This window comes from Comamonas thiooxydans (assembly GCF_000964545.1).
GTDB lineage: Bacteria > Pseudomonadota > Gammaproteobacteria > Burkholderiales > Burkholderiaceae_C > Comamonas > Comamonas thiooxydans.
Genome location: NZ_BBVD01000002.1, coordinates 283,911 through 304,290 on the forward strand (window position 1 = coordinate 283,911; position 20,380 = coordinate 304,290).

The 20,380-nt window shown below is 61.8% G+C and carries 20 protein-coding genes; 15 read left to right on the forward strand and 5 right to left on the reverse strand.

Annotated elements, in window-relative coordinates:
• Window positions 1-3: 3 nt before the first annotated feature.
• From Cth01_RS02820 to Cth01_RS02835, 4 genes are all read left to right on the forward strand, one after another.
• Entirely contained in the window at window positions 4-1,707 is a 1,704-nt protein-coding gene (locus Cth01_RS02820) for an NAD+ synthase (RefSeq protein WP_045838468.1), read from the forward strand.
• 217 nt (window positions 1,708-1,924) lie between these two features.
• Complete coding sequence (locus tag Cth01_RS02825) at window positions 1,925-3,085, forward strand: bifunctional nicotinamide-nucleotide adenylyltransferase/Nudix hydroxylase (RefSeq protein ID WP_045838469.1); 1,161 nt, start codon at window positions 1,925-1,927, stop codon at window positions 3,083-3,085.
• Between the two features lie 66 nt (window positions 3,086-3,151).
• Window positions 3,152-3,646 (forward strand): GNAT family N-acetyltransferase, encoded by a 495-nt coding sequence (locus Cth01_RS02830; RefSeq protein WP_034357384.1) that lies wholly within the window; start codon window positions 3,152-3,154, stop codon window positions 3,644-3,646.
• Between the two features lie 188 nt (window positions 3,647-3,834).
• The gene (locus Cth01_RS02835; RefSeq protein WP_034357382.1) at window positions 3,835-4,173 is read left to right on the forward strand and encodes an H-NS histone family protein; all 339 of its coding nucleotides are present in this window, start codon (window positions 3,835-3,837) and stop codon (window positions 4,171-4,173) included.
• A gap of 13 nt (window positions 4,174-4,186) precedes the next feature.
• Here Cth01_RS02835 and Cth01_RS02840 read toward each other — a convergent pair whose 3' ends face one another.
• Window positions 4,187-6,829: a chemotaxis protein CheW gene (locus Cth01_RS02840; RefSeq protein ID WP_233425100.1), complete on the reverse strand. Its 2,643-nt coding sequence runs from the start codon at window positions 6,827-6,829 to the stop codon at window positions 4,187-4,189.
• Window positions 6,830-7,075: 246 nt separating this feature from the next.
• On the opposite strand from Cth01_RS02840, the gene groES reads away from it, so the two are divergent.
• Window positions 7,076-7,366: a co-chaperone GroES gene (gene groES, locus Cth01_RS02845; protein ID WP_003058782.1), complete on the forward strand. Its 291-nt coding sequence runs from the start codon at window positions 7,076-7,078 to the stop codon at window positions 7,364-7,366.
• 93 nt (window positions 7,367-7,459) lie between these two features.
• Window positions 7,460-9,103 carry a chaperonin GroEL gene (gene groL / locus Cth01_RS02850; RefSeq protein WP_003061955.1) on the forward strand — a complete coding sequence of 548 codons (1,644 nt, stop codon included), beginning with the start codon at window positions 7,460-7,462 and terminating at the stop codon, window positions 9,101-9,103.
• 158 nt (window positions 9,104-9,261) lie between these two features.
• Here groL and Cth01_RS02855 read toward each other — a convergent pair whose 3' ends face one another.
• Together Cth01_RS02855 and Cth01_RS02860 are read right to left on the reverse strand one after the other, a co-directional pair.
• The gene (locus Cth01_RS02855) at window positions 9,262-10,431 is read right to left on the reverse strand and encodes a porin (protein ID WP_045838470.1); all 1,170 of its coding nucleotides are present in this window, start codon (window positions 10,429-10,431) and stop codon (window positions 9,262-9,264) included.
• A 229-nt stretch (window positions 10,432-10,660) separates the two neighbouring features.
• Window positions 10,661-11,719: a porin gene (locus Cth01_RS02860; protein ID WP_034357376.1), complete on the reverse strand. Its 1,059-nt coding sequence runs from the start codon at window positions 11,717-11,719 to the stop codon at window positions 10,661-10,663.
• Between the two features lie 330 nt (window positions 11,720-12,049).
• Between Cth01_RS02860 and coq7 the strand changes: the two genes are divergently transcribed.
• Window positions 12,050-12,667 carry a 2-polyprenyl-3-methyl-6-methoxy-1,4-benzoquinone monooxygenase gene (gene coq7, locus Cth01_RS02865; RefSeq protein ID WP_045838471.1) on the forward strand — a complete coding sequence of 206 codons (618 nt, stop codon included), beginning with the start codon at window positions 12,050-12,052 and terminating at the stop codon, window positions 12,665-12,667.
• Between the two features lie 60 nt (window positions 12,668-12,727).
• Here the strand turns inward: coq7 and Cth01_RS02870 are convergent, their stop codons facing one another.
• Entirely contained in the window at window positions 12,728-13,180 is a 453-nt protein-coding gene (locus Cth01_RS02870; RefSeq protein WP_012837016.1) for an OsmC family protein, read from the reverse strand.
• Window positions 13,181-13,563: 383 nt separating this feature from the next.
• On the opposite strand from Cth01_RS02870, the gene ilvA reads away from it, so the two are divergent.
• From ilvA to Cth01_RS02885, 3 genes are all read left to right on the forward strand, one after another.
• Window positions 13,564-15,117: a threonine ammonia-lyase, biosynthetic gene (ilvA, locus tag Cth01_RS02875; protein ID WP_045838472.1), complete on the forward strand. Its 1,554-nt coding sequence runs from the start codon at window positions 13,564-13,566 to the stop codon at window positions 15,115-15,117.
• A 109-nt stretch (window positions 15,118-15,226) separates the two neighbouring features.
• Window positions 15,227-16,054 (forward strand): adenosylcobinamide-GDP ribazoletransferase, encoded by an 828-nt coding sequence (locus Cth01_RS02880; protein WP_045838473.1) that lies wholly within the window; start codon window positions 15,227-15,229, stop codon window positions 16,052-16,054.
• A 7-nt stretch (window positions 16,055-16,061) separates the two neighbouring features.
• A complete protein-coding gene (locus Cth01_RS02885; RefSeq protein ID WP_045838474.1) occupies window positions 16,062-16,625 on the forward strand; it encodes a histidine phosphatase family protein in 564 nt (187 codons plus the stop codon).
• Here the strand turns inward: Cth01_RS02885 and Cth01_RS02890 are convergent.
• Window positions 16,618-17,088 carry a general secretion pathway protein GspC gene (locus tag Cth01_RS02890; protein ID WP_045838475.1) on the reverse strand — a complete coding sequence of 157 codons (471 nt, stop codon included), beginning with the start codon at window positions 17,086-17,088 and terminating at the stop codon, window positions 16,618-16,620. The two genes, Cth01_RS02885 and Cth01_RS02890, sit on opposite strands and share 8 nt — an antisense overlap.
• A gap of 70 nt (window positions 17,089-17,158) precedes the next feature.
• On the opposite strand from Cth01_RS02890, the gene gspG reads away from it, so the two are divergent.
• The 5 genes from gspG (at window position 17,159) to gspK (ending at window position 20,352) form a co-directional block, all read left to right on the forward strand.
• Window positions 17,159-17,587: a type II secretion system major pseudopilin GspG gene (gene gspG / locus Cth01_RS02895; RefSeq protein WP_003058806.1), complete on the forward strand. Its 429-nt coding sequence runs from the start codon at window positions 17,159-17,161 to the stop codon at window positions 17,585-17,587.
• A 232-nt stretch (window positions 17,588-17,819) separates the two neighbouring features.
• Entirely contained in the window at window positions 17,820-18,227 is a 408-nt protein-coding gene (locus Cth01_RS02900) for a type II secretion system protein GspH (RefSeq protein WP_045838476.1), read from the forward strand.
• Complete coding sequence (gspI, locus tag Cth01_RS02905) at window positions 18,224-18,589, forward strand: type II secretion system minor pseudopilin GspI (RefSeq protein ID WP_045838477.1); 366 nt, start codon at window positions 18,224-18,226, stop codon at window positions 18,587-18,589. The genes Cth01_RS02900 and gspI overlap by 4 nt, the downstream gene beginning before the upstream one ends.
• 3 nt (window positions 18,590-18,592) lie before the next feature.
• Window positions 18,593-19,285, forward strand: coding sequence for a PulJ/GspJ family protein (locus tag Cth01_RS02910; RefSeq protein ID WP_080944425.1), 693 nt, complete (start codon window positions 18,593-18,595; stop codon window positions 19,283-19,285).
• A gap of 65 nt (window positions 19,286-19,350) precedes the next feature.
• Window positions 19,351-20,352 (forward strand): type II secretion system minor pseudopilin GspK, encoded by a 1,002-nt coding sequence (gene gspK, locus Cth01_RS02915; protein ID WP_045838478.1) that lies wholly within the window; start codon window positions 19,351-19,353, stop codon window positions 20,350-20,352.
• Window positions 20,353-20,380: the final 28 nt, after the last annotated feature.

The following is a 20,380-nucleotide window of genomic DNA, read 5'->3' on the forward strand; positions in this document are numbered from 1 at the left end:
ACCATGCTGAAAGTCACCCTCGCCCAGCTCAACTACATGGTGGGCGACATCAGCGGCAATATCCGCCGCATGAGAGAAGCCGCAACCAGGGCCGCGGCCGAACAGGCCGACCTGGTGGTGTTTTCCGAGCTGTCGCTGTGCGGCTACTACCCCGGCGACCTGCTGGACGAGCCCAGCTTTCTGCAAAGACTGGATGCAGGTCTGCAGGAGTTGCTGCAGGCCACGTGCCAGTTCCCCGATCTGCACTGGGTCGTGGGCGCGCCGACTCGCCACGATGGCCCCGGCAAACCGCTGCACAACAGCCTGCTGGTGCTCAAGAACGGACAGATCCGCCTGCAGTACGACAAGCAACTGCTGCCCACCTACAACATCTTTGACGAGCGCCGCCACTTCGAGCCCGGGGCCGACACGGCCAAGGTGCTGCGCGTGGGCAACTGCCAGGTGGGCTTTCTGGTCTGCGAGGACGGCTGGAACGACCAGGGCGCCGACTACGCCACCAACCCGTTCGTGCGCATGGGCGATGCGGCCCCCGACCTGGTCATCAGCATCAACGCCAGCCCCAGCCACCTGGGCAAGCGCGAGCAGCGTCACGAGATCTTCACCCAGGCGGCGGCACGCCACAAGCTGGCCATCCTCTACATCAACCAGATCGGCGGCCAGGACCAGATCGTGTTCGACGGCGCATCGTTTGCCGTCGAGCCCGAGGCTGGACTGGTTTTTGAAGCCAGGCGCTTCGAGGAAGATGTCTGCACGCTGGAGCTGAATGCGCAGGGCCGGTTTCAGGCCTGCGACGGCACTGCCTTGCCTGCCGTGCCGACGCAAGGCCTGGCCACCATGGAGTTCTACCGTCAGCAGATCGTGCTGGGCCTGCGCGACTATGCTCGCCGCTGCGGCTTCAAGCAGGTGGTGGTGGGCAGCTCGGGCGGCATCGATTCGGCCTTGACGCTGGCTCTGGCCGTCGATGCCCTGGGAGCGGACAACGTGGTCGGCATCACCATGCCGTCGAGCTACTCCTCTGCGGGCTCGGTCGACGACTCCGTGCTGCTGTGCCGCAATCTGGGCATCAGACTCTACGAGCATCCCATCAAGGAGCTGGTCACCACCTATGCACGCCAGTTCGAGGCCAGCTTTGGCGAGCCGCTCAAGGGCCTGGCGCTGGAGAATCTGCAGGCCCGCGCACGCGGCACCACGCTGATGGAGTTTTCCAATGCCTTCGGCCATCTGCTGCTGACCACGGGCAACAAGTCCGAAGTCTCGGTGGGCTACTGCACCCTGTATGGCGACACCAACGGCGGTCTGGGCCTGCTCGGAGATCTGTACAAGACCGAGGTCTTCGAGCTGTCGCGCCATATCAATACGCATGCGGGCCGCGAGCTGATCCCGCAGACCATCATCGACAAGCCGCCCTCGGCCGAGCTGGCTCCCGGCCAGAAGGACGAGGACAGCCTGCCGCCCTATGCCGTGCTCGACGAGATTCTCAAATGGCATATCGAGGGCCAGCACCTGTCCAGCAAGGAATATGCGCAGGCCGCGGCCTTTGTGGACAGGCTGCGCACAGAAGCCGGCGGCCCCGAGACCATTGCCCGCGTGCAAAAGCTGGTGTTCCGCAGCGAATACAAGCGCCGCCAGGCTCCGCCCATGCTCAGAGTACGCCCACGGGCCTTTGGCACGGGCCGGCAGATGCCGATTGCGGCACACTACGAGTAGCAATGCCCGGCACCTGCTTGAGACTAGCTGGCAAAGCCTTGCAGCACCTTAGGTGCGGCCGAGCACCTGGCAGCCTGTCTCGAATGCCGACTTTGGCCGTACCGGGCCTGGTTAAACATTAAAAAGTGAGCTAATTTCGCTTACCCAGTAAACGTTTAGCGCGTTTTTATCCATATTTGCCCTTGTGGGCGCCGATTTCTGTACGGGTTTCGCTCTCATGCCTCAAGCCAGTCCCAACACCTCCAGCAAGCGTGTCATCGCCGCCGCACCCGAGACCCTGCCCACCTCCGTGCCCCTGCATACTGCCGTGCTGATCGGCCGCTTTCAGCCACTGCACAACGGCCATATGGCCTTGCTGCATGCCTCACTGGAGCGAGCTCGCCAGGTCGTGGTGGTACTGGGCAGCGCCTGGCAGGCCCCCAATCCCAAAAACCCGTTCAGCTGGCAGGAGCGCGCGCAGATGTTGCGCAATGCGTTATCGAAAGAGGATGCCGAGCGCGTGCGCTGCGTGCCCGTGCGCGACTATTACAACGAGCCGCTGTGGGTGCATGCCGTACGCGAAGCCGTGCAAGCCCATGTGCCCGAGGGCGCGAGCGTGGCCCTGGTCGGGCATTTCAAGGACTCCAGCAGCAGCTATCTGGCCCGCTTTCCGGGCTGGGAGCTGATCAGCCTGCCGCGCCTGGGCCAGTTCGACGCCACTCCGCTTCGCGAAATCTTCTTCGGTGAAGGCGGCGCCTCGCCCGAAACCATGGATGCCGCCCTGGCCAGGCTTTCCTCCCAGATGCCCGAGAGCACGCTGGACTTTCTGCGCCGCTGGGCCCAGACACCGCTGTATCTGCGCCTGCAAAAGGAATGGCATATGCTGCAGGACTACAAGCGGGCCTGGGCCAAGGCGCCTTATGCACCGGTGTTCGTCACCGTGGATGCGCTGCTGCGCTGCCGTGCCAAGGGCCAGGACCAGGTGTTGCTGATCCAGCGCGGCCATGCGCCGGGCCAGGGCCTCTGGGCGCTGCCCGGCGGCTTTCTCGAGCAGCGCGACAGCCTCTGGCAATCCTGCATGCGCGAGCTGCGTGAAGAAACCTGCTCCTCCATCAGCGAGGCCGATTTGCTGGCGGCCCTGCAGGCCGTGCAGGTCTTCGATCACCCGGACCGCAGCCTGCGCGGGCGTACCATTACCCATGTGCACTATCTGGATCTGGGCGTGCAGCCCAGCCTGCCTCCGGTACAGGGTGCGGACGACGCCGCCCTGGCCCGCTGGGTGCCGATTGCCGATCTGCCCCGCATGGAGGCCGAGTTCTTCGAGGACCATTTCCAGATCTTGTGCCAGTTCCTGCCCGTGACTCTGGCTCAGAGCGAGCCCGAGCGCCAGGTCGCCTGATACAACAAAACCATAGCTGCGAGCGCTTTACCATCAAGCTCTTGAGCCACTTTTTCCTAATATTTAATGAGCCAGCTCCATATCCGCCCCGCCACCGAGCAAGACATCGACCTGATCCTGCACTTCGTACGCGAACTCGCCATCTATGAAAAGGCCGAGCACGAAGTCAAGGCCACGCCCGACCATGTGCGTCGCACGCTGTTCTGCGCCAACCCGGCTGTCTTCGGCCTGATCTGCGAGATTGACGGCCAGGCCGTGGGCTTTGCCGTGTATTTCTTCAACTATTCCACCTGGCAGGGCCAGCATGGCCTGTATCTGGAAGATCTGTACATCACGCCTGACGCCCGCGGCCACGGCGCCGGCAAGGCCCTGCTCCAGCATCTGGCCCGGATCGCCATGGAAAAGGACTGCGGCCGCTTTGAATGGAGTTGCCTGGACTGGAACACGCCCTCCATCAAGTTCTATGACAGCCTGGGCGCCCTGCCACAGACCGAGTGGATCCGCTATCGCATGACGGGCTCGGCCCTGCAGGCCATGGCCACGGGTGACAAACAGGCTTGAGCCCCAGGCCGGATCATCCAGAGTGATGTGTGCAGCCCTTCGAAGTGATGCGCGCCCCTTTGCAGATTGAGTGTACGCAACATCAACAATGCGGCGCGTTCGCGCTTGCGCCAAAATGAATGGTTTTGCAAAACAATAACAAAGGCGGCAATCAGTGCTGACCTTTCACACTATCTCTGGAATCCAGAATGCCAAGCTATCAAGAACTCATCGCTCAGAAAAATGCGCTGGACAAGCGCATCGAAGAAGCGCGCAGCACCGAAGCCAAGGAAGCCCTGGCCACCGTCAAGCAACTGATCGCCACCTTCGGCTTTACCTCTCAGCAGGTTTTCCCCTGGAAGCCTGAAGAAAAGAAAAAGGTCGAGGCCAGGTACTACGACCCCGAAAGTGGTGCGACCTGGACCGGCCGCGGCAAGCCCCCAAAGTGGATCGAAGGCAAGGATCGCGGCCAGTACGAGATCAAGACCACGCCCAGCGTGGACTTCAGCGCGCCGCGCGACGAAAAAAACCCGTTCCCGGTTCAATAAGCAGCCCGGCCGTTCAGCCGCCAGCAGCCTGCTCCGCCGGCTGCGGTGCCTTGAGCATGCGCACCAGGGCCGCCACGTTCAGGCACTGGATGAGCAAATCGCCGTCATTGGCCCGGATCAAGCGGTCAACCAGCTGATCCGCCGCACCCGCCATTGCAGGGGCCAGTCGCAGCTGCCCGCTCTCGAATCGCGCCACCCCTTCGAGATCGCTGACCAGCACACCCAGCTTGAGCCCCCTGTGCTCCAGCACGATCACCTGGCTTTGCGCCGTCCTGGTCACGGGCTTGCCAAAAAGCAGCTCCCCCAGATCGAATACCCAGACATAGCCAGCCACAACCCCTTGGCTGCGCCGCGCCAGCGTGCCCACGCAATGCGGCAAGCGACCGGCTGAAACGGGGGCGATGGCCGAGGCACTCTGAGCCTCGAGCACGCAGGCAGCATCCACGGCGAGCACGCTGCACCCCACAAAAAAGGTCGCCATCTCCATGCCCGCGGCACTGCCCTGGCTGGCCGCCGCCAGGCTTTGCACCCTGGTGTTGCGGCGAGAGACGGCCGCCAGCGCATCGTCCTGCACGGCACCAAACGCCTGCACGGACAAGGCCAGCACCTCTTCGCTATAGCCGTCGCTGCGCTTGAACTCCCGGTAACCGCTGCCCGCCGTGATCGCCACCACGCAATACTGGCCCTGATACACCATGGCGCGGGCCATGCTCTGTCCAGATGCCAGGGCCAGCATCTGCGGCGGCAGATCCAGCTGCATGCCCGGCTGCAGCTGCACATCCGAGGAAGACATGACCAGGCCCGAGCGGTTCAGATAGGCCACCCGCCTGCCGCCTGCCGCCTGAACACCGGTCACGCCCTCAAGCATGGCCTTGAATTCACGCTGTGCATGGAACACCAGGCCGATTCCGCCCAGCACCACGCCATCGGCATTGCGTATGGCCGCGTGATAGACATAGGTCGGGCCGTCCTCCTCGTGCTGAACACAAGGGCGCCATGGCGAGACGTGATAGGCCTGGGTCCCGCCCAGCGCCAGAACCTGGTGCAGGCTGTCCGTCTCTATATAGGTGCCCAGCAGCCCACGGATCTCGGCATCGGGGCGGCCTCGCTGACTGACGGCCACGACCCTGCCGCGAACGTCATAGACCATGATTTGCTGGTAGACCGTATACAGGTCGTGAATGGCGGTGAGCAGCGCACAGGCCTCGCTCACCTGATCCGGGGCCGTCTCGCCCAAGGCCAGGTCCTCGAGCAATTCGGACAGCTGCGGCGTCAAGGCCCACCAGCGGCAGTCGTTGGCACGCTCATAGAGATTGCGATCGAGCAGATCCACCAGCAGACTGGTCAACAGGCTGTTGTCTCTCAGTGCGGTGTTGAGCACCGTGCCGTAGAGCGCATCGATGGACTGGGAGAAGACCTCGTTGGTCCGCGCCCCCGTCTCGCCAATCTGCTCCAGCACGGCCTGCAGCCGCGTGTTGTCCATCTGCTTGCCTGCTGTCATGACGCGGCCGTTCCAGACCACACGACGTATGGTGTCCGCTGCGCTGCGTATGGCATGCAGGGGTGGGCAGAAGCGATGTGCATGTGCCAGCAGGCCCTGGGCCACCGCGGCATCCAGCCCATCCAGACCTGCTTGCGATTGAAGACCGAAGGCCAGCTCCAGCGGCGTCATGATCTGCGCCCGCCAGCCCTGGGGGCCCATATAGCCTTGATAGCCTGCCGAGGCCGCCGATTGCACCAGATAGGTGCGTCCTCCATGTACATACAGCGAATCCGCACCATCACGGTGAGGCCGCACGTTCGCACCCACACCAATCCAGTGCGGATCGCTGCTGGCCAGCACCAGTCCCCGATCATCGAGCAACAGGGCGATGCTGGTCTGAGCTTCGGGCGCGCCGCTACCGTCTGTCCGGTCTCGGCCGCTCCAGATGCCTTGCATCTCGCCATCAAAGTCAAAACACAGGCACAGCACGCCAATAGGCTGGCGGTTGCCGGCGTGCAGCATGCGATGCGCATAGATCAACGCGCTGCCGTGCCCTGGCAGCAGGTCGGTGGCACCGAAACTCTGCACAAAGCCCGGGCTTTGCAGAGCGCGGGCAATCAATGTATCCCGGCATGGCTGATCTGCGGCCTGACTCCTCTCACGCGCACTCGCTCGCACCCGGCCTTCGGCATCCAGCAGCAGAATGTCCGCGTAGACCGTGTACTTGCTTCGGTAGGCACGCAGACGCTGGGTGATGGCCGCCTCGTCGCCATCCGCTGCGGCCATGAACTGGCACAGCATGGCGTCGGTCGCCAGAAACCCCACGTCGGCCGTGCGCTCGTAGAGATTGCGCACCAGGGTATCGATCAGATGCTGTGCCTGACTGGCCAGCCCCGCTGTCACCCCCGTCACCGCCTGCATCACCATGGACTGCACCAGCTCCTGCTCCAGCCGCTCGAAGCCGCCACGCGTGGCGGCCATCATGGGCAACAAGGCCTGCGCTTCCTGAGGGCAATTCATCTTGGCTGAGGACTCTATGAGCCGCCACATCAGATTCAGCTCCCTGAGCGAACTCTCGCAGCGCCCGACCTGGCGCATATGAGGAATGAAGACGTCTGTCTGCAGCAGATCCTGGGCGCGCTGCGCCGGGGCAGTCATGGTTTCTAGAGGCATGTTCTGCCAGAGCAAAAGCCAGGCCTATTTGTAAAAACACGTTACACATGACTAAGAACAAACCCTGTTTCCTCGCAGATTTGTCCTGCGAACGGCTGGGGAGAGGTCTTGAAAGCGCGAGAAATTGCCTTATTATTAGCACTCAATGGGGTTGAGTGCTAACAGCTTGACCCTAGATATTCCGAATGTCGGCCAGGATGGCTGGCAAGTCTTGTTTCAACTTTGTTGATGTATTTAGGAGTTGGTATGAACCTGCGTCCCCTGCACGATCGCGTGATCGTCAAGCGCCTCGAAAACGAAACCAAGACAGCCTCGGGCATCGTGCTCCCTGATGCTGCCACCGAGAAGCCTGACCAGGGCGAAGTGCTGGCTGTGGGTCCCGGCAAGCGCAATGACAAGGGCGAGCTGATCGCTCTGAACGTGAAGGTCGGCGACCGCGTTCTGTTCGGCAAGTACTCTGGCCAGACCGTGAAGATCCACGGCGACGAGCTGCTGGTCATGAAGGAAGACGACCTGTTCGCAGTCGTCGAGAAGTAATCCTTCCCGAACACCTCCCCCTATTCATGGCTTTCGGCGACTGATTGACAAGCGCTGGCAGCCCAATTGAACCCCATTCTTTAGGAGCCAAAAATGGCAGCAAAAGACGTAGTTTTCGGCGGTGAAGCACGTGCACGCATGGTTGAAGGCGTGAACATCCTGGCTAACGCAGTCAAGGTTACCCTGGGCCCCAAGGGCCGCAACGTGGTGCTGGAGCGCTCCTTCGGCGCCCCCACCGTGACCAAGGACGGCGTGTCCGTGGCCAAGGAAATCGAACTCAAGGACAAGCTGCAGAACATGGGCGCCCAGCTCGTGAAGGAAGTGGCCTCCAAGACCAACGACATCGCTGGTGACGGCACGACCACCGCTACCGTGCTGGCCCAAGCCATCGTGCGCGAAGGCTCCAAGTACGTGGCCGCCGGCCTGAACCCCATGGACCTGAAGCGCGGCATCGACAAGGCTGTCGCCGCCCTGGTGGAAGAGCTGAAGAAGCAATCCAAGGCCACCACCACTTCCAAGGAAATCGCTCAAGTGGGCACGATCTCCGCCAACTCCGACTCCGACGTGGGCGAAATCATCGCTCAAGCCATGGACAAGGTCGGCAAGGAAGGCGTGATCACCGTTGAAGAAGGCAAGAGCCTGGCCAACGAACTGGATGTCGTCGAAGGCATGCAATTCGACCGCGGCTACCTGTCGCCCTACTTCATCAACAACCCCGAAAAGCAAGCCGCGATTCTGGACAACCCCTTCGTGCTGCTGTTCGACAAGAAGATCAGCAACATCCGCGACCTGCTGCCCACGCTGGAAGCTGTGGCCAAGGCCGGCCGTCCCCTGCTGATCATTGCCGAAGACGTCGAAGGCGAAGCCCTGGCGACTCTGGTGGTGAACACCATCCGCGGCATCCTGAAGGTTGTGGCTGTGAAGGCTCCCGGCTTCGGTGACCGTCGCAAGGCCATGCTGGAAGACATCGCCATCCTGACTGGCGGCAAGGTCATCGCTGAAGAAGTGGGCCTGTCGCTGGATAAGGTGACTCTGGAAGATCTGGGCCAGGCTGCTCGCGTCGAAATCGGCAAGGAAAACACCACCATCATCGACGGTGCTGGCGCTGCTGACGAAATCGAAGCCCGCGTGAAGCAAATCCGCATCCAGATCGAAGAAGCCACTTCCGACTACGACCGTGAAAAGCTGCAAGAGCGCGTGGCCAAGCTGGCCGGCGGTGTTGCCGTGATCAAGGTTGGCGCTGCCACCGAAGTCGAAATGAAGGAAAAGAAGGCCCGCGTGGAAGACGCCCTGCACGCTACCCGCGCTGCTGTGGAAGAAGGCATCGTGGCCGGCGGTGGCGTGGCCCTGCTGCGCGCCAAGCAAGCCGTTGGCGCCCTGGCTACCGGCAATGCCGAACAAGACGCCGGCATCAAGCTGGTTCTGAAGGCCATTGAAGCACCTCTGCGCGAAATCGTGGCCAACGCCGGTGGCGAGCCCTCGGTGGTCGTGAACGCCGTGCTGAACGGTTCCGGCAACTACGGCTTCAACGCTGCCAACGACACCTACGGCGACATGCTGGAAATGGGTATCCTGGATCCCACCAAGGTGACTCGCACTGCTCTGCAGAACGCCGCTTCCGTGGCTTCCCTGCTGCTGACCACCGAGTGCATGATCGCCGAAGCCCCCAAGGCTGACGCAGCTCCTGCCATGCCCGATATGGGCGGCATGGGCGGCATGGGCGGCATGGGCATGTAATTGCTCTGCTGCTGACCTGGTGGTTTGCTCCACCTGGTTTGCCCACAACAAAAAGGCCGCATTTGCGGCCTTTTTCTTTTGCGCCGAGCTTCACGAGCTGCTCCGAGCATAAAAAAGCCAGCCGATATCGGGCTGGCTTTTGTATCCAGAGATTCGCCTTAGAAACGATGACGCAGACCGATGGTGATACCGGTACGCTTTTTCGCACCATTGGAATCGAGCATCACGCCCGCACCGCCCTTGGTCTTGGTGTGATCCACCGCGAAATAGGCGTCCGTGCGCTTGGAGAAGGCATAGTCAGCCACGGCAACGATAAAGTCTGCCTTGCCATTGAAGGCGCCAGTCGCCGATCCCGATTGCTTGGCATGGTAGTAATGCAGACCTGCATTGAGCTGCGGCGTGACCTGATAGCCAAAGCCAACCTTGAACATCTCACGCTTGTTGGCAAAATTTCCGGGCGCATTACCCGCGATAAAGCCACCATTGGAAGAGCCTGTCCAATATGCATTGAGCAGGCCGGCGTCAAAAATGGCACCAGCCCCCGCAGCACCGAGACTATCCTTGACCTTGTTCTGGCCGTAACCAGCCATCAGATACAGAGGCCCGGTGCGATAGGAGCCGCCCAGTGTCCAGGCATCCACATCGGTGCCGGCCGGCAAGGTGGAGCGCTGGAAAGCACCACCCACAGAAATGCCATTGGCAGAATAGCGCAGATAGCCGCCTGCGGTTTTCAATGCCAGACCACCTGGCGTCATATCAATACTGCCACCCTTCTTGGCAAAGGTATTTCCTTCGTCAAAAGAATACTGCAGCCCCGCACGAACCGGCCCGAACTCGGCAACGTACTTCAGCATATTGTTTGCACGCGCGCCGAGAGACATGCCGATTTCAGGCTTGTAGGCATCCATATAAGGCGAATATGGGAACGATGCATAGGTAGAGGTCACCAGATCAAACAGCACGTTGTATTGGCGCCCCATGGTCACCTGACCAAAACTGGTGCTGCGCAAGCCCACCCAGGACTGCGCAAAGTAAGGTTGAGCGGTGCTGGGCGTGCCCGAATCCGTCCAGAAACGATTTTCCAGATTGGCAATAGCCGACAAGCCTCCACCCAGATCTTCCTTGATATTGATACCCCAGCGGCTCTCCGACATGCCGCCACCGATCATTTTGGTCAGACCACTTTTATTCGGACCCTCATTAGTCGTGTGACGAATCGCTGCATCCACAATGCCATACAGTTGCACGCTGCTTTGTGCATAAGCAATCGTCCCCAGCGAACCCAGCACAGCCAAAGCCAATGTTTTTTTCACAAATGAAGATGTCATTGTGTTGCCTCTCTCTTAATTCAATTCGCAAACAGTTGGTGGAAAATTCATTCTAGAAATGCTTTCCTCAACCGCGCGAGCATTGGCACAAGCGCAACACAGGCCTTTCCCTCTGGGGGCAAACCTCTCAGCAAACACCCTTTCAGGTTTAACCCCAGAAATAAAAAAGGCCTGTCTTTCGACAGGCCTTTTGGCTTTTAAGCAGTTACTGGCTTACGCCAGCAATTGATTAGAAAGCGTGGCGGATACCAACTTGCACACCAGCTTGGTTCATGCCAGTGCCATTAGCCTTCATGCCAACGGTGTCGCTCACACCCTTGGCAGCCAGAGCCATGGAGGAACCGTCTTGGTTCTTCAGGTAAGCAACAGTACCGTACAGAGCAGTGCGCTTGGACAGGTTGTGCACATAGCCCAGCGACAGTTGGTGAGCCTTGGCAGGACCTTGTTGGTCGTAGTAAGCGTACTGAGCCTTCACTTCGCCCACGCCACCCACGGGAGCGGACACGCCCAGCAGGTAGTTACGGAACTTGGCGCTGGAACCAGCATCGGGCTTGTACTTGATCTGCTGTGCCAGACCTGTCACCTTGGCCACGCCGAAGTTGTAAGAAGCGCCGATGGACATTTCATCACGGTCGCCAGCAGAACCCTTCAGGTTGCCGTATGCAGCAGTCACGCTCAGGGGACCGTTGTCGTAGCCAACGTTACCACCAGCGTAGCGGCCAGACTTAGTACCAGCAACAGCCTTCTCGTCGAAAGCGTAGCTCACATTAGCTGTGAAGCCGCTGAAGTTAGGCAGAGAGTAGGACACCATGTTGTTAGCACGGATGGTGTTTGTGTCGCCAGAAGCGGCGAAACCACCAACGGTAGACCAACGGCTGTAGCCCATGTTTTGGCCGATACCGGTAGCGCCGAACAGGTCATACTTCAGACCAGCACGGAAAGTGGGGGTGGTTTCACGACCCAGGCGAACTTCACCGAAGTTGCCCGACAGACGCACGGTGGATTCGCGCTTGAAGTCGAAGCCCGAAGCATTGCCAGTGTCGCCGAAGATTTCGCCTTCCAGCCAGAAGCCAGCCTTCAGACCGCCACCCAGGTCTTCAGTGCCGCGCAGGCCCAGACGGCTGGTAGCGTTACCGCTTGTACCAACACCGTACTTTGCATCCTTGCCGTCAGCGTTGTCCACATAGGAAACGCCAGTGTCAACGATACCAAACAGGGTCACGGAAGATTGAGCCATTGCGGCGCCGGAAGCGGCCAGCACTGCCAGGGCGATCAGAGATTTTTTCATTACGAGTTACTCCAAGGTTTAGAAGGGCGCCGGTTCTATGGGAGAGAGACTTGAGCCTCGAGCTCCACCGGTTTCCCGCGCCAACCTCCTGGTGGGGAAGTTGGGTCTATTGCACCAGACCACCGAGCCCAGCGCAAAGGAATTCACCCAAAACTGCTCGATTCGGCGCGTTTTCGTTGCACTACCGCAACAAACGCCAAGCCGCACTAGCGGGCACACCCTTAGGGGTTCCTGCCTAGGATTGCCCCAGCGCAAGTTGCGGATGAGCCACTCTGGTGTACCTTATGTGCATTGACGCCAGACAGGCGCCGCACTGAGTTCTTTTTAGCCATGGACAAGTTTCTGACCGCTGCCGATGCAGCTCTTCGCACTCTGTTTGCCGACCCGGTGGCCGCAGAGCGCTCGCCTGCCGCAGGGATCGCCGAAGCCGATCTGAGCGATGAACAACGCAAGCTCTCCGCAGCCTTGATGCGCGTCAATCATGTGGGCGAGGTCTGTGCGCAGGCCCTGTACAACGCCCAGGCCATGGTGACCAAGGACATGGAGTTGCGCGAGCATCTGCTGCATGCCGCTCGCGAGGAAATGGACCATCTGGCCTGGACCCGCGAACGCCTGCATGCCCTGGGTGACAGACCCTCGTTGCTGAACCCGCTGTGGTTTGCTGGCGCTTTTGCCATTGGCACGATTGCCGCCAAATTCAGCGATGCCGCCAGTCTGGGCTTTGTGGTCGAGACAGAAAACCAGGTCTCCGCCCACCTGGCAAGCCATCTGGGTCGCCTGCCCGAGGAGGACGAGGCTTCGCGTGCCGTGGTCGAGCGCATGAAGGATGACGAAGAGCGTCATGCCGCAGCAGCGATCGACGAAGGTGCAATGCAACTGCCTCCGATTGCCCAGGTGCTGATGCGTGTGGCGGCCAAAGTCATGACGATTACAGCGCATCGCATCTGATTAGCGCCTGTTCAACAAAAACGGGCCGTTGAGGCCCGTTTTTTCGATCGAACGTCCAGTTCAGGCTTCGACGATGTCGAAACCCGTCGTGATTTCGGCCGTCTTGCCCAGCATGATGGTGGCCGAGCAGTATTTGTCGTGGCTCATGGCGATGGCGCGTTCGACGGCTCCGGCAGGCAGGTTCTTGCCGCTGACCGTGAACTGCATGTGGATCTTGGTGAACACCTTGGGGTCGGTCTCGGCGCGCTCGGAAGTCAGCTGCACGCTGCAGCCCTTCACATCGTGACGGCCACGCTTGAGGATGAGCACCACGTCGTAGGCCGTGCAGCCACCGGCGCCGGCCAGCAGCATCTCCATGGGGCGAGGAGCCTGATTGCGACCGCCATTGGCCGGGTTCTTCTCGTCCGGTGCGCCGTCCATATTGACCACATGGCCGCTGCCGGTCTCTGCCACAAAGCCCATGCCCGAGCGCGTTCCGGTGGCCGCGCCTGTCCAACTAACCGTGCATTCCATTGTTTTTCCTCTCAAAACTGTTGCAATTTTGCATCAAATACATAAAAACCCGAATCTTTTGATGCACAGAAAACACAAGCCTCATACAATACAACCCAAGCGTTACCTGTGAGGTCAAACCCGCAGGCAGACTGCAGATTACTGGTTAACACCAATCTGTATCGCACCATTTGTCTCCTCCACCTCCTCTAATGGTGGATTCAGCCCCTAGCTCCTGAGCTAGGGGCTTTTTTTCGTGCCTGCTCATCCTGCTTCTCAGAGCAGCAGCATGCACCTCTTGAGCGAGTACTGCAGCGCAGCAAGCAAGCGCCTATCATGGTCGGCTTCCATGCACCCGGCAGGCTGATTACCCTGGCTCTGGTGCTCTGCTTTCGATTTGCACCATGACTCAAGCCCTGACCCCTGCCGATTATCTGACTCGCATCCTCAATGCACGCGTCTATGACGTGGCCGTGGAGTCGGATCTGGACATTGCCAAGAACCTCAGCCGCCGCCTGCACAACAAAGTGCTTCTGAAGCGCGAGGACCAGCAGCCCGTGTTCAGCTTCAAGTTGCGCGGCGCCTATAACAAGATGGCCAATCTGACGGCCGAGCAGCTGCAAAAGGGCGTGATCTGCGCCAGCGCGGGCAACCATGCCCAGGGCACGGCCATGAGCGCCAAGAAGCTGGGCTGCCGCGCCGTGATCGTGATGCCCACCACCACGCCCCAGGTGAAGATCGATGCCGTGATCGCCCTGGGCGGCGAGGCAGTGCTGGCCGGGGAAAGTTACTCGGACGCCTACAAACACGCCGTCAAGCTGCAGAAGTCCGAGGGCCTGACCTTTGTCCACCCCTTTGACGACCCCGATGTGATTGCCGGCCAGGGCACCATCGCCATGGAGCTGCTGCGCCAGCTGCAAAAGCTGGGCAGCCAGCGTCTGGATGCCATCTTCGTGCCCATCGGCGGCGGCGGCCTGATTGCCGGCATTGCCAACTACATCAAGGCCGTGCGCCCCGAGGTGAAGGTGATCGGCGTGCACACCAAGGACTCGAACGCCATGATGCAGTCCGTGCAGGCGGGCGAGCGCGTGGAACTGGCCGATGTGGGCCTGTTCGCCGACGGCACCGCCGTGAAGCTGGTGGGAGCGGAAACCTTCCGTGTCACCCAGGGCCTGGTGGATGACTATGTGACCGTGGACACCGATGCCGTCTGCGCCGCCATCAAGGACATCTTCACCGACACCCGCTCCATCGTCGAGCCCTCGGGCGCCCTGGGCGTGGCGGCCATCAAGCAGTATGTGGCCAAGCACAAGACCAAGGGCGAAACCTACGCCGCCATACTGAGCGGCGCCAATATGAACTTCGACCGCCTGCGCTTTGTGGCCGAGCGCGCCGAAGTCGGCGAGGAGCGCGAAGCCCTGTTCGCCGTCACCATCCCCGAAGAGCGCGGCAGCTTCAAGCACTTTTGCGAGGTGGTGGGCAAGCTGCCCGGCGGCCCGCGCAACGTGACCGAGTTCAACTACCGCATCAGCCACGACAGCAAGGCCCATGTGTTCGTGGGTCTGACCACGCCGACAAAGGGCGAGTCCGAGAAGATCTGCAAGAACTTCCAGAAGAACGGCTTTGAGGCGCTGGATCTGACCTTTGACGAGATGGCCAAGGAACATCTGCGCCATATGGTGGGCGGCCACTCGCCGCTGGCACAGGACGAGCGCCTGCTGCGCTTTGTCTTCCCCGAGCGCCCCGGCGCGCTGTTCAAGTTCCTGAGCCTGATGGCGCCGACCTGGAATATCTCCCTGTTCCACTACCGCAACCAGGGCGCCGACTACGGCCGCATCCTGGTGGGCATGCAGGTGCCTGCCAAGGACCACAAGAAGTTCGACAGCTTCCTCAAAAACCTCGGCTATCCCTGGGTAGAGGAAACCAGCAATCCTGCGTACCAGTTGTTCCTGAAGTAAAAAATAAAAAAGGAGCTGCAACCACCTTCCCTGCAATGCTTTCAGATAGAAAAGACTCTGAAACATAGGAATATCAAGCGAAACCAGCTCCTTTTTTATTCATAACGCCATGCAAGCCCTGCGCCACTATCTGCTGGCCGTCCAGTTCTTCAGCCGCATCCCCGTGGCCGGACGTCTGGCGGCCTGGGTGGGCTGGAGCCCCGAGATGCAGCGTGCCAGCGCCGCGCATCTGCCCGGCGTGGGCTGGCTGGTGGGCCTGTGGGCCGCGCTGCTGCTGGCAGCCCTGCTCTGGCTGCTGCCGGCAAGCCCCTGGTCGCCGCTGGCGGCGGCGCTCATCAGCACCGCCGGCACCTTGTGGCTGACCGGCGGTTTTCATGAGGACGGTCTGGCCGACGTCGCCGACGGGCTGGGCGGCCTGGTCCCGCCCGAGCGCGCACTGGAGATCATGAAGGACTCGCGCATAGGCGCCTATGGCGTGATGGCTCTGCTCATGGCACTGCTCACCAAGGTCGTGCTGATCGCCCTGCTGCTGTCCGTCATGCAGCCGTTCTGGGGACCGGCGCCGGTACTCATCCTCGTGTGCTGCATTCATGTGCTGTCGCGCTTTGCGCCGCTGGTGCTGATGCGCAGCCTGCCCCACGTCGGCCTGGCCGCGAGCAGCAAGACCCTGCATATCGCGGGCAGGCAACTGGGCTGGCAAGGCATGCTGACCGGCGGCCTCTGGTGTCTGCCGGCACTGGGTCTGTTGGGCTGGCTCGGCGTCTGGAGCTTTGTGCCCAGCCTGCTGGCGGCCATGCTGCTCACCACCTGGCTGCTGCAGCGCTGGCTGCGCAAGCGCCTGGGCGGCATGACGGGCGACTGTCTGGGCGCCTGCCAGCAGCTCAATGAGCTGGCGCTGCTGCTGGCCAGCTGCATCTATCTGCGCCAGCTGCTATAGAACGGCCATGAAGACACTATGGCTGGTGCGCCACGCACGTCCCTTGATCGATACCGAGCGCTGTTACGGCCGCCTCGATATCGCCGCCGATGCACAAGCCACCCGGCAAGCTGCTCAGACCCTGCAGCAATCTCTGCAGCACCTGCATGGCAAGCTGCAGATCCGGCACTCGCCGCTACAAAGATGCAGGCAGTTGGCATTGGATCTGCAGGTACTGGAGCCGGATTTTGTCTCCACCCCCGACGGCAGACTGCTGGAGATGGACTTCGGCCATTGGGAAGGCCTGCGCTGGAATGACATCGGCGAAGCTGCCATCGGTGCCTGGGCGCACGATCTGGCGCGGCACGCACCCGGCGAGGGCGAATCACTGGCACAGATGCTGCAGCGCGTCCACGAGGCGCTGCAAGACGCGCTCAGCAGCGACAGCGAACATATGGTGTGGATCTGCCATGCCGGTGTGGCACGCTGTGCGCAGTGGCTGCTGCAACATGGCCGCCGGCTGCCGCAAAGCCATGAATGGACCTTGCCGGCGCCCGCCTATGGACAGTGGCTGCAGCTCGAACTCAATTGAAGCTGGCCATGGGCGGCCTGGGTAATTGCAGCACCATGCTGGCCGGCCCGTTGGCAGGGCCCAGTCGCGCTTCGCGCGCCGCCAGTGATTGCAGAATCACGCCATCCTCCACGGCTTCACCTACCCGCACGGCCTTGCTGCCCTTGCCTTCCACGGCGATCACGGCGGCACCGCCACCTGTTTCGTGCCCTGCCAGCACCCCCAGCAGCGCATAGCGGCTGGCCACTGGCGCGGCCACGGCGGCAACAGGCGCGGCGACCGCCCCCAAAGCCTTTGCCATGGCCTGGACATTGGCCTGTACCGGCTGCGCAGGCGGGACGACATGTAACTGCTCACTGCCACTGCCGACGAACCGGAGTGTCCAGAACACCACCACCGCAGCGGCAATCGCCCACAGCAGCAGGGTCGTGAGTTTGACCGGCATGGAAAGGCCCTGACCGGTATTGAAAGATTGCAGTCGCATTCGACGATTATGATGGTGCAATACTGCATTTTTCCTACAGTTTCCAATGAGCACCAACTGCCGTCATCCGATGTCTGCTATTCGCCACGCCGCATCGCGCGGCTTTACCCTGATCGAATTGATGGTGGTGCTGGTCATCATTGGCGTCCTGGCAGCTCTTATCGTGCCCAATGTGCTGGACCGTGCCGACGATGCCCGCGTAACCGCAGCCAAGACCGATATCGCCAATATCAACCAGGCGCTCAAGCTCTACCGCCTCGACAACCAGCGCTATCCAACGGCCGAACAGGGCCTGCAGGCGCTGGTAGCCAAACCCACCACTGGCCCCGCTCCGCAGAACTGGAAGCCCTACCTGGAAAAGCTGCCCAATGACCCCTGGGGCAATCCTTATCAATACCTGAACCCCGGCGTGAAGGGCCCCATCGACATCATGTCCCTGGGCGCCGACGGCAAGGCTGGCGGCGAAGGCAAGGATGCGGATATTGGCTCCTGGCAATAGCAATGAGCCCCCACGCTCCCTCACAGCGTGTGGTCGCTGCCCCCCGAGGGGGCCCTGACCGGCTGGTGCCGGGGTTTGCCTTGGGGCGGCCCGGCGGCAACCCCGCATGCATCAAATGCCTGTAAAGCCGGCGCGCTCAGCCACAGGGACAGCCAGCAAGGGCCGCCCCGCAGCACAGGCTGTCGTCCCCCGGGGGGGAAGGCGCGCAGCGCTTCAGGGGGGATTCACACTCTTGGAGTTGCTGGTGGTGATTTCCATCATGGCGCTGGCGACGGCGGGTGTGAGCCTGGCCATACGCGACAGCGGAGAGCAGCAGCTCGAACGCGAGGCCCAGCGCCTGGCCACCTTGCTCGAATCGGCCCGCGCCCAGGCCCGTACCAATGGCGCCCTGGTTATCTGGCGCCCGATGCCGCAGGGCTTCCGGTTTGAAGGCCTGTCACCCAACGTCAAGATGCCCACTCAATGGCTGCAGACTCCTGTGCTGGTGCAGCCCAATACACCCGTGGTGCTGGGGCCGGAGCCGCTGATTCCAAGACAGAGCATTACCTTGTCGCTGCCCGGCAGCAACTCGGCGCCACTGCGGCTGGCCACCGACGGGCTGCGCCCGTTCAGCATTCAAAATCTGCAGGTGACGCCATGAAGCCCGCCCTGCTGCAGCGCGGCTTCACGCTGATCGAGGTTCTGGTCGCGGTCGGTATCGTCGGCGTCACCCTGCTGGCTGGACTTCAGGCCAGCAGCGCCCTGACGCGCAATGCCCAACGCCAGTCCGACGTCATCCTGGCCCAGCTCTGCGCGCAGAACGAACTGGTGCGACTGCGCCTGTTCAATCAGATGCCTGCCGTCGGCGACACCACCATCCAGTGCCAGCAGGCCGGCAGACAGATGCAGGTACAGCTCAGCGTGCGCCCTACGCCCAACCCTAGCTTCAGACGCGTGGATGCCCAGGTGTTTTCCGAGGCGGCTGCGGTGCTGCGCGTCTCCATCATCGTCGGTCGCTACTGAATCATGAGCAGCATGCGCAACAGAAACCAAGGTTTCACGCTGATCGAGCTGCTGGTCGCCCTGGCCGCCATGGCCCTGCTGGCCATCATGAGCTGGCGCGGCATCGACGGCATGCTGAGGGCGCAGGAAGTGACACGCGAGCAAGGTGAGCAACACGCCGTCATGCAGACCGTGCTGGCCCAGTGGAATGCCGACCTCAACGCGCTGATGCCGCTGCAGGGTCGCCAGGTGCTGGACTGGGATGGCCAGGTGCTGCGCCTGACGCGCAAGACCAGTGCAGCCGTCGACAACGGGGCGCTCATCGTGGCCTGGAGCCGTCGCAATGTCGATGGCCGCTTCCAATGGGTGCGCTGGCAATCGCTGCCCGCGCGCACGGTCAGCGAATGGAACGATGCCTGGAACCAGGCGGCCCAATGGGGCCGCAATCCTTCCAGCGACCAGATGCGCCGCGAGACCGTGCTGATCCCGCTTGATCTGTGGCGCGTCTACTACTACCGCAGCAACGCCTGGACCAATCCGCAGTCCAGCGATCAGGGCAGCGATGACGGCAGCAGCGTCGGCAGCGACGGCAACCCCGTGCTGCCCGTCGTGCCCGACGGCATACGCATAGAACTGACACTGCCCCCAGGCCGCGCGCTCAATGGAGTGATGACGGTGGACTGGGTCAACCCGCTGCGCTCGAACTCCAGATCATGAAATCCCCCCTGAGTCGCTTCGCGCCTTCCCTCCAGAGGGACAACGCCATCGCTACGGGGCGGCCCATGCTCGGAGTTTCCGGCTTGGGGTGCGCCAGTTTCCGACGCGCGCGCCAGCGCGGTGCAGCACTGCTGGCAGCCATGCTGACGGTGGTGCTGGTTGCCACCCTGGCCTCGGCCGCGCTCTGGCAGCAATGGCGCGATGTGGAAATCGAGACCGCCGAACGCAATCGCGTGCAGGCCAACTGGTTGCTGCTGGGCGCGCTGGACTGGTCGCGCGTGGTGCTGCAGGAGGACTCGCGCGCCAACCGCAGCAACCCGGTCGATCATCTGGGCGAGCCCTGGGCGGTGCCGCTGAAGGAGGCTCGCCTGTCCACATTTCTGGCAGCCAAGAACAATGTCAGCCAGGTCGATGACGGTCTTGCCGACATGCAGGACGCTTTTCTCTCGGGCGAGATCGTGGATCTGCAGTCGCGCCTGAATCTGCGCAATCTGCTCAGCGGGGCCGACTCGAGCGTGAAAGAGGAGAACCTCAAGCCTTTTCTGCGCCTGTTCGAGCGCCTGGGTCTGCCCGGCAGCTCCGTCATGCAGATCGCCACGGCCTTGCAGCAAGCCATGCGCGGCAAGAGCCAGACTGCGGCGCTGATGCCGCGCACCGTCGGGCAACTGGGCTGGCTGGGCGTCGATCCGCGCATCATCGCGCGCATCGAGCCCTATGTCTCGCTGTTGCCCGAGCGCACCATGGTCAATCTCAATACGGCCAGCGCCGAGGTCATCTGGGCCAGCACCGAGGACCTGGACTGGGCCCGCGCCAACCAGCTGGTGCAGTTGCGCGACGCCTCGCCTTTCAAGTCCCTGAATGCAGCGGCTGCGGCCATAGGGCTGACCGGCGTCTTCAACAGTGCCATGCACTCCGTGACCACCAGCTATTTCGAAGCCCGCGGTCGCCTGCGCCTCGGGGACAACGTCTTGAGCCAGCGTTCACTGATTCAGCGCAAGGACATGAACGTGACTACCCTGTGGCAGGAGCACGCCGACTGGGGTATGCCCGCAGTTGCCAGACCCTGACACCCTGATGTCACACTGCCCCCATAGA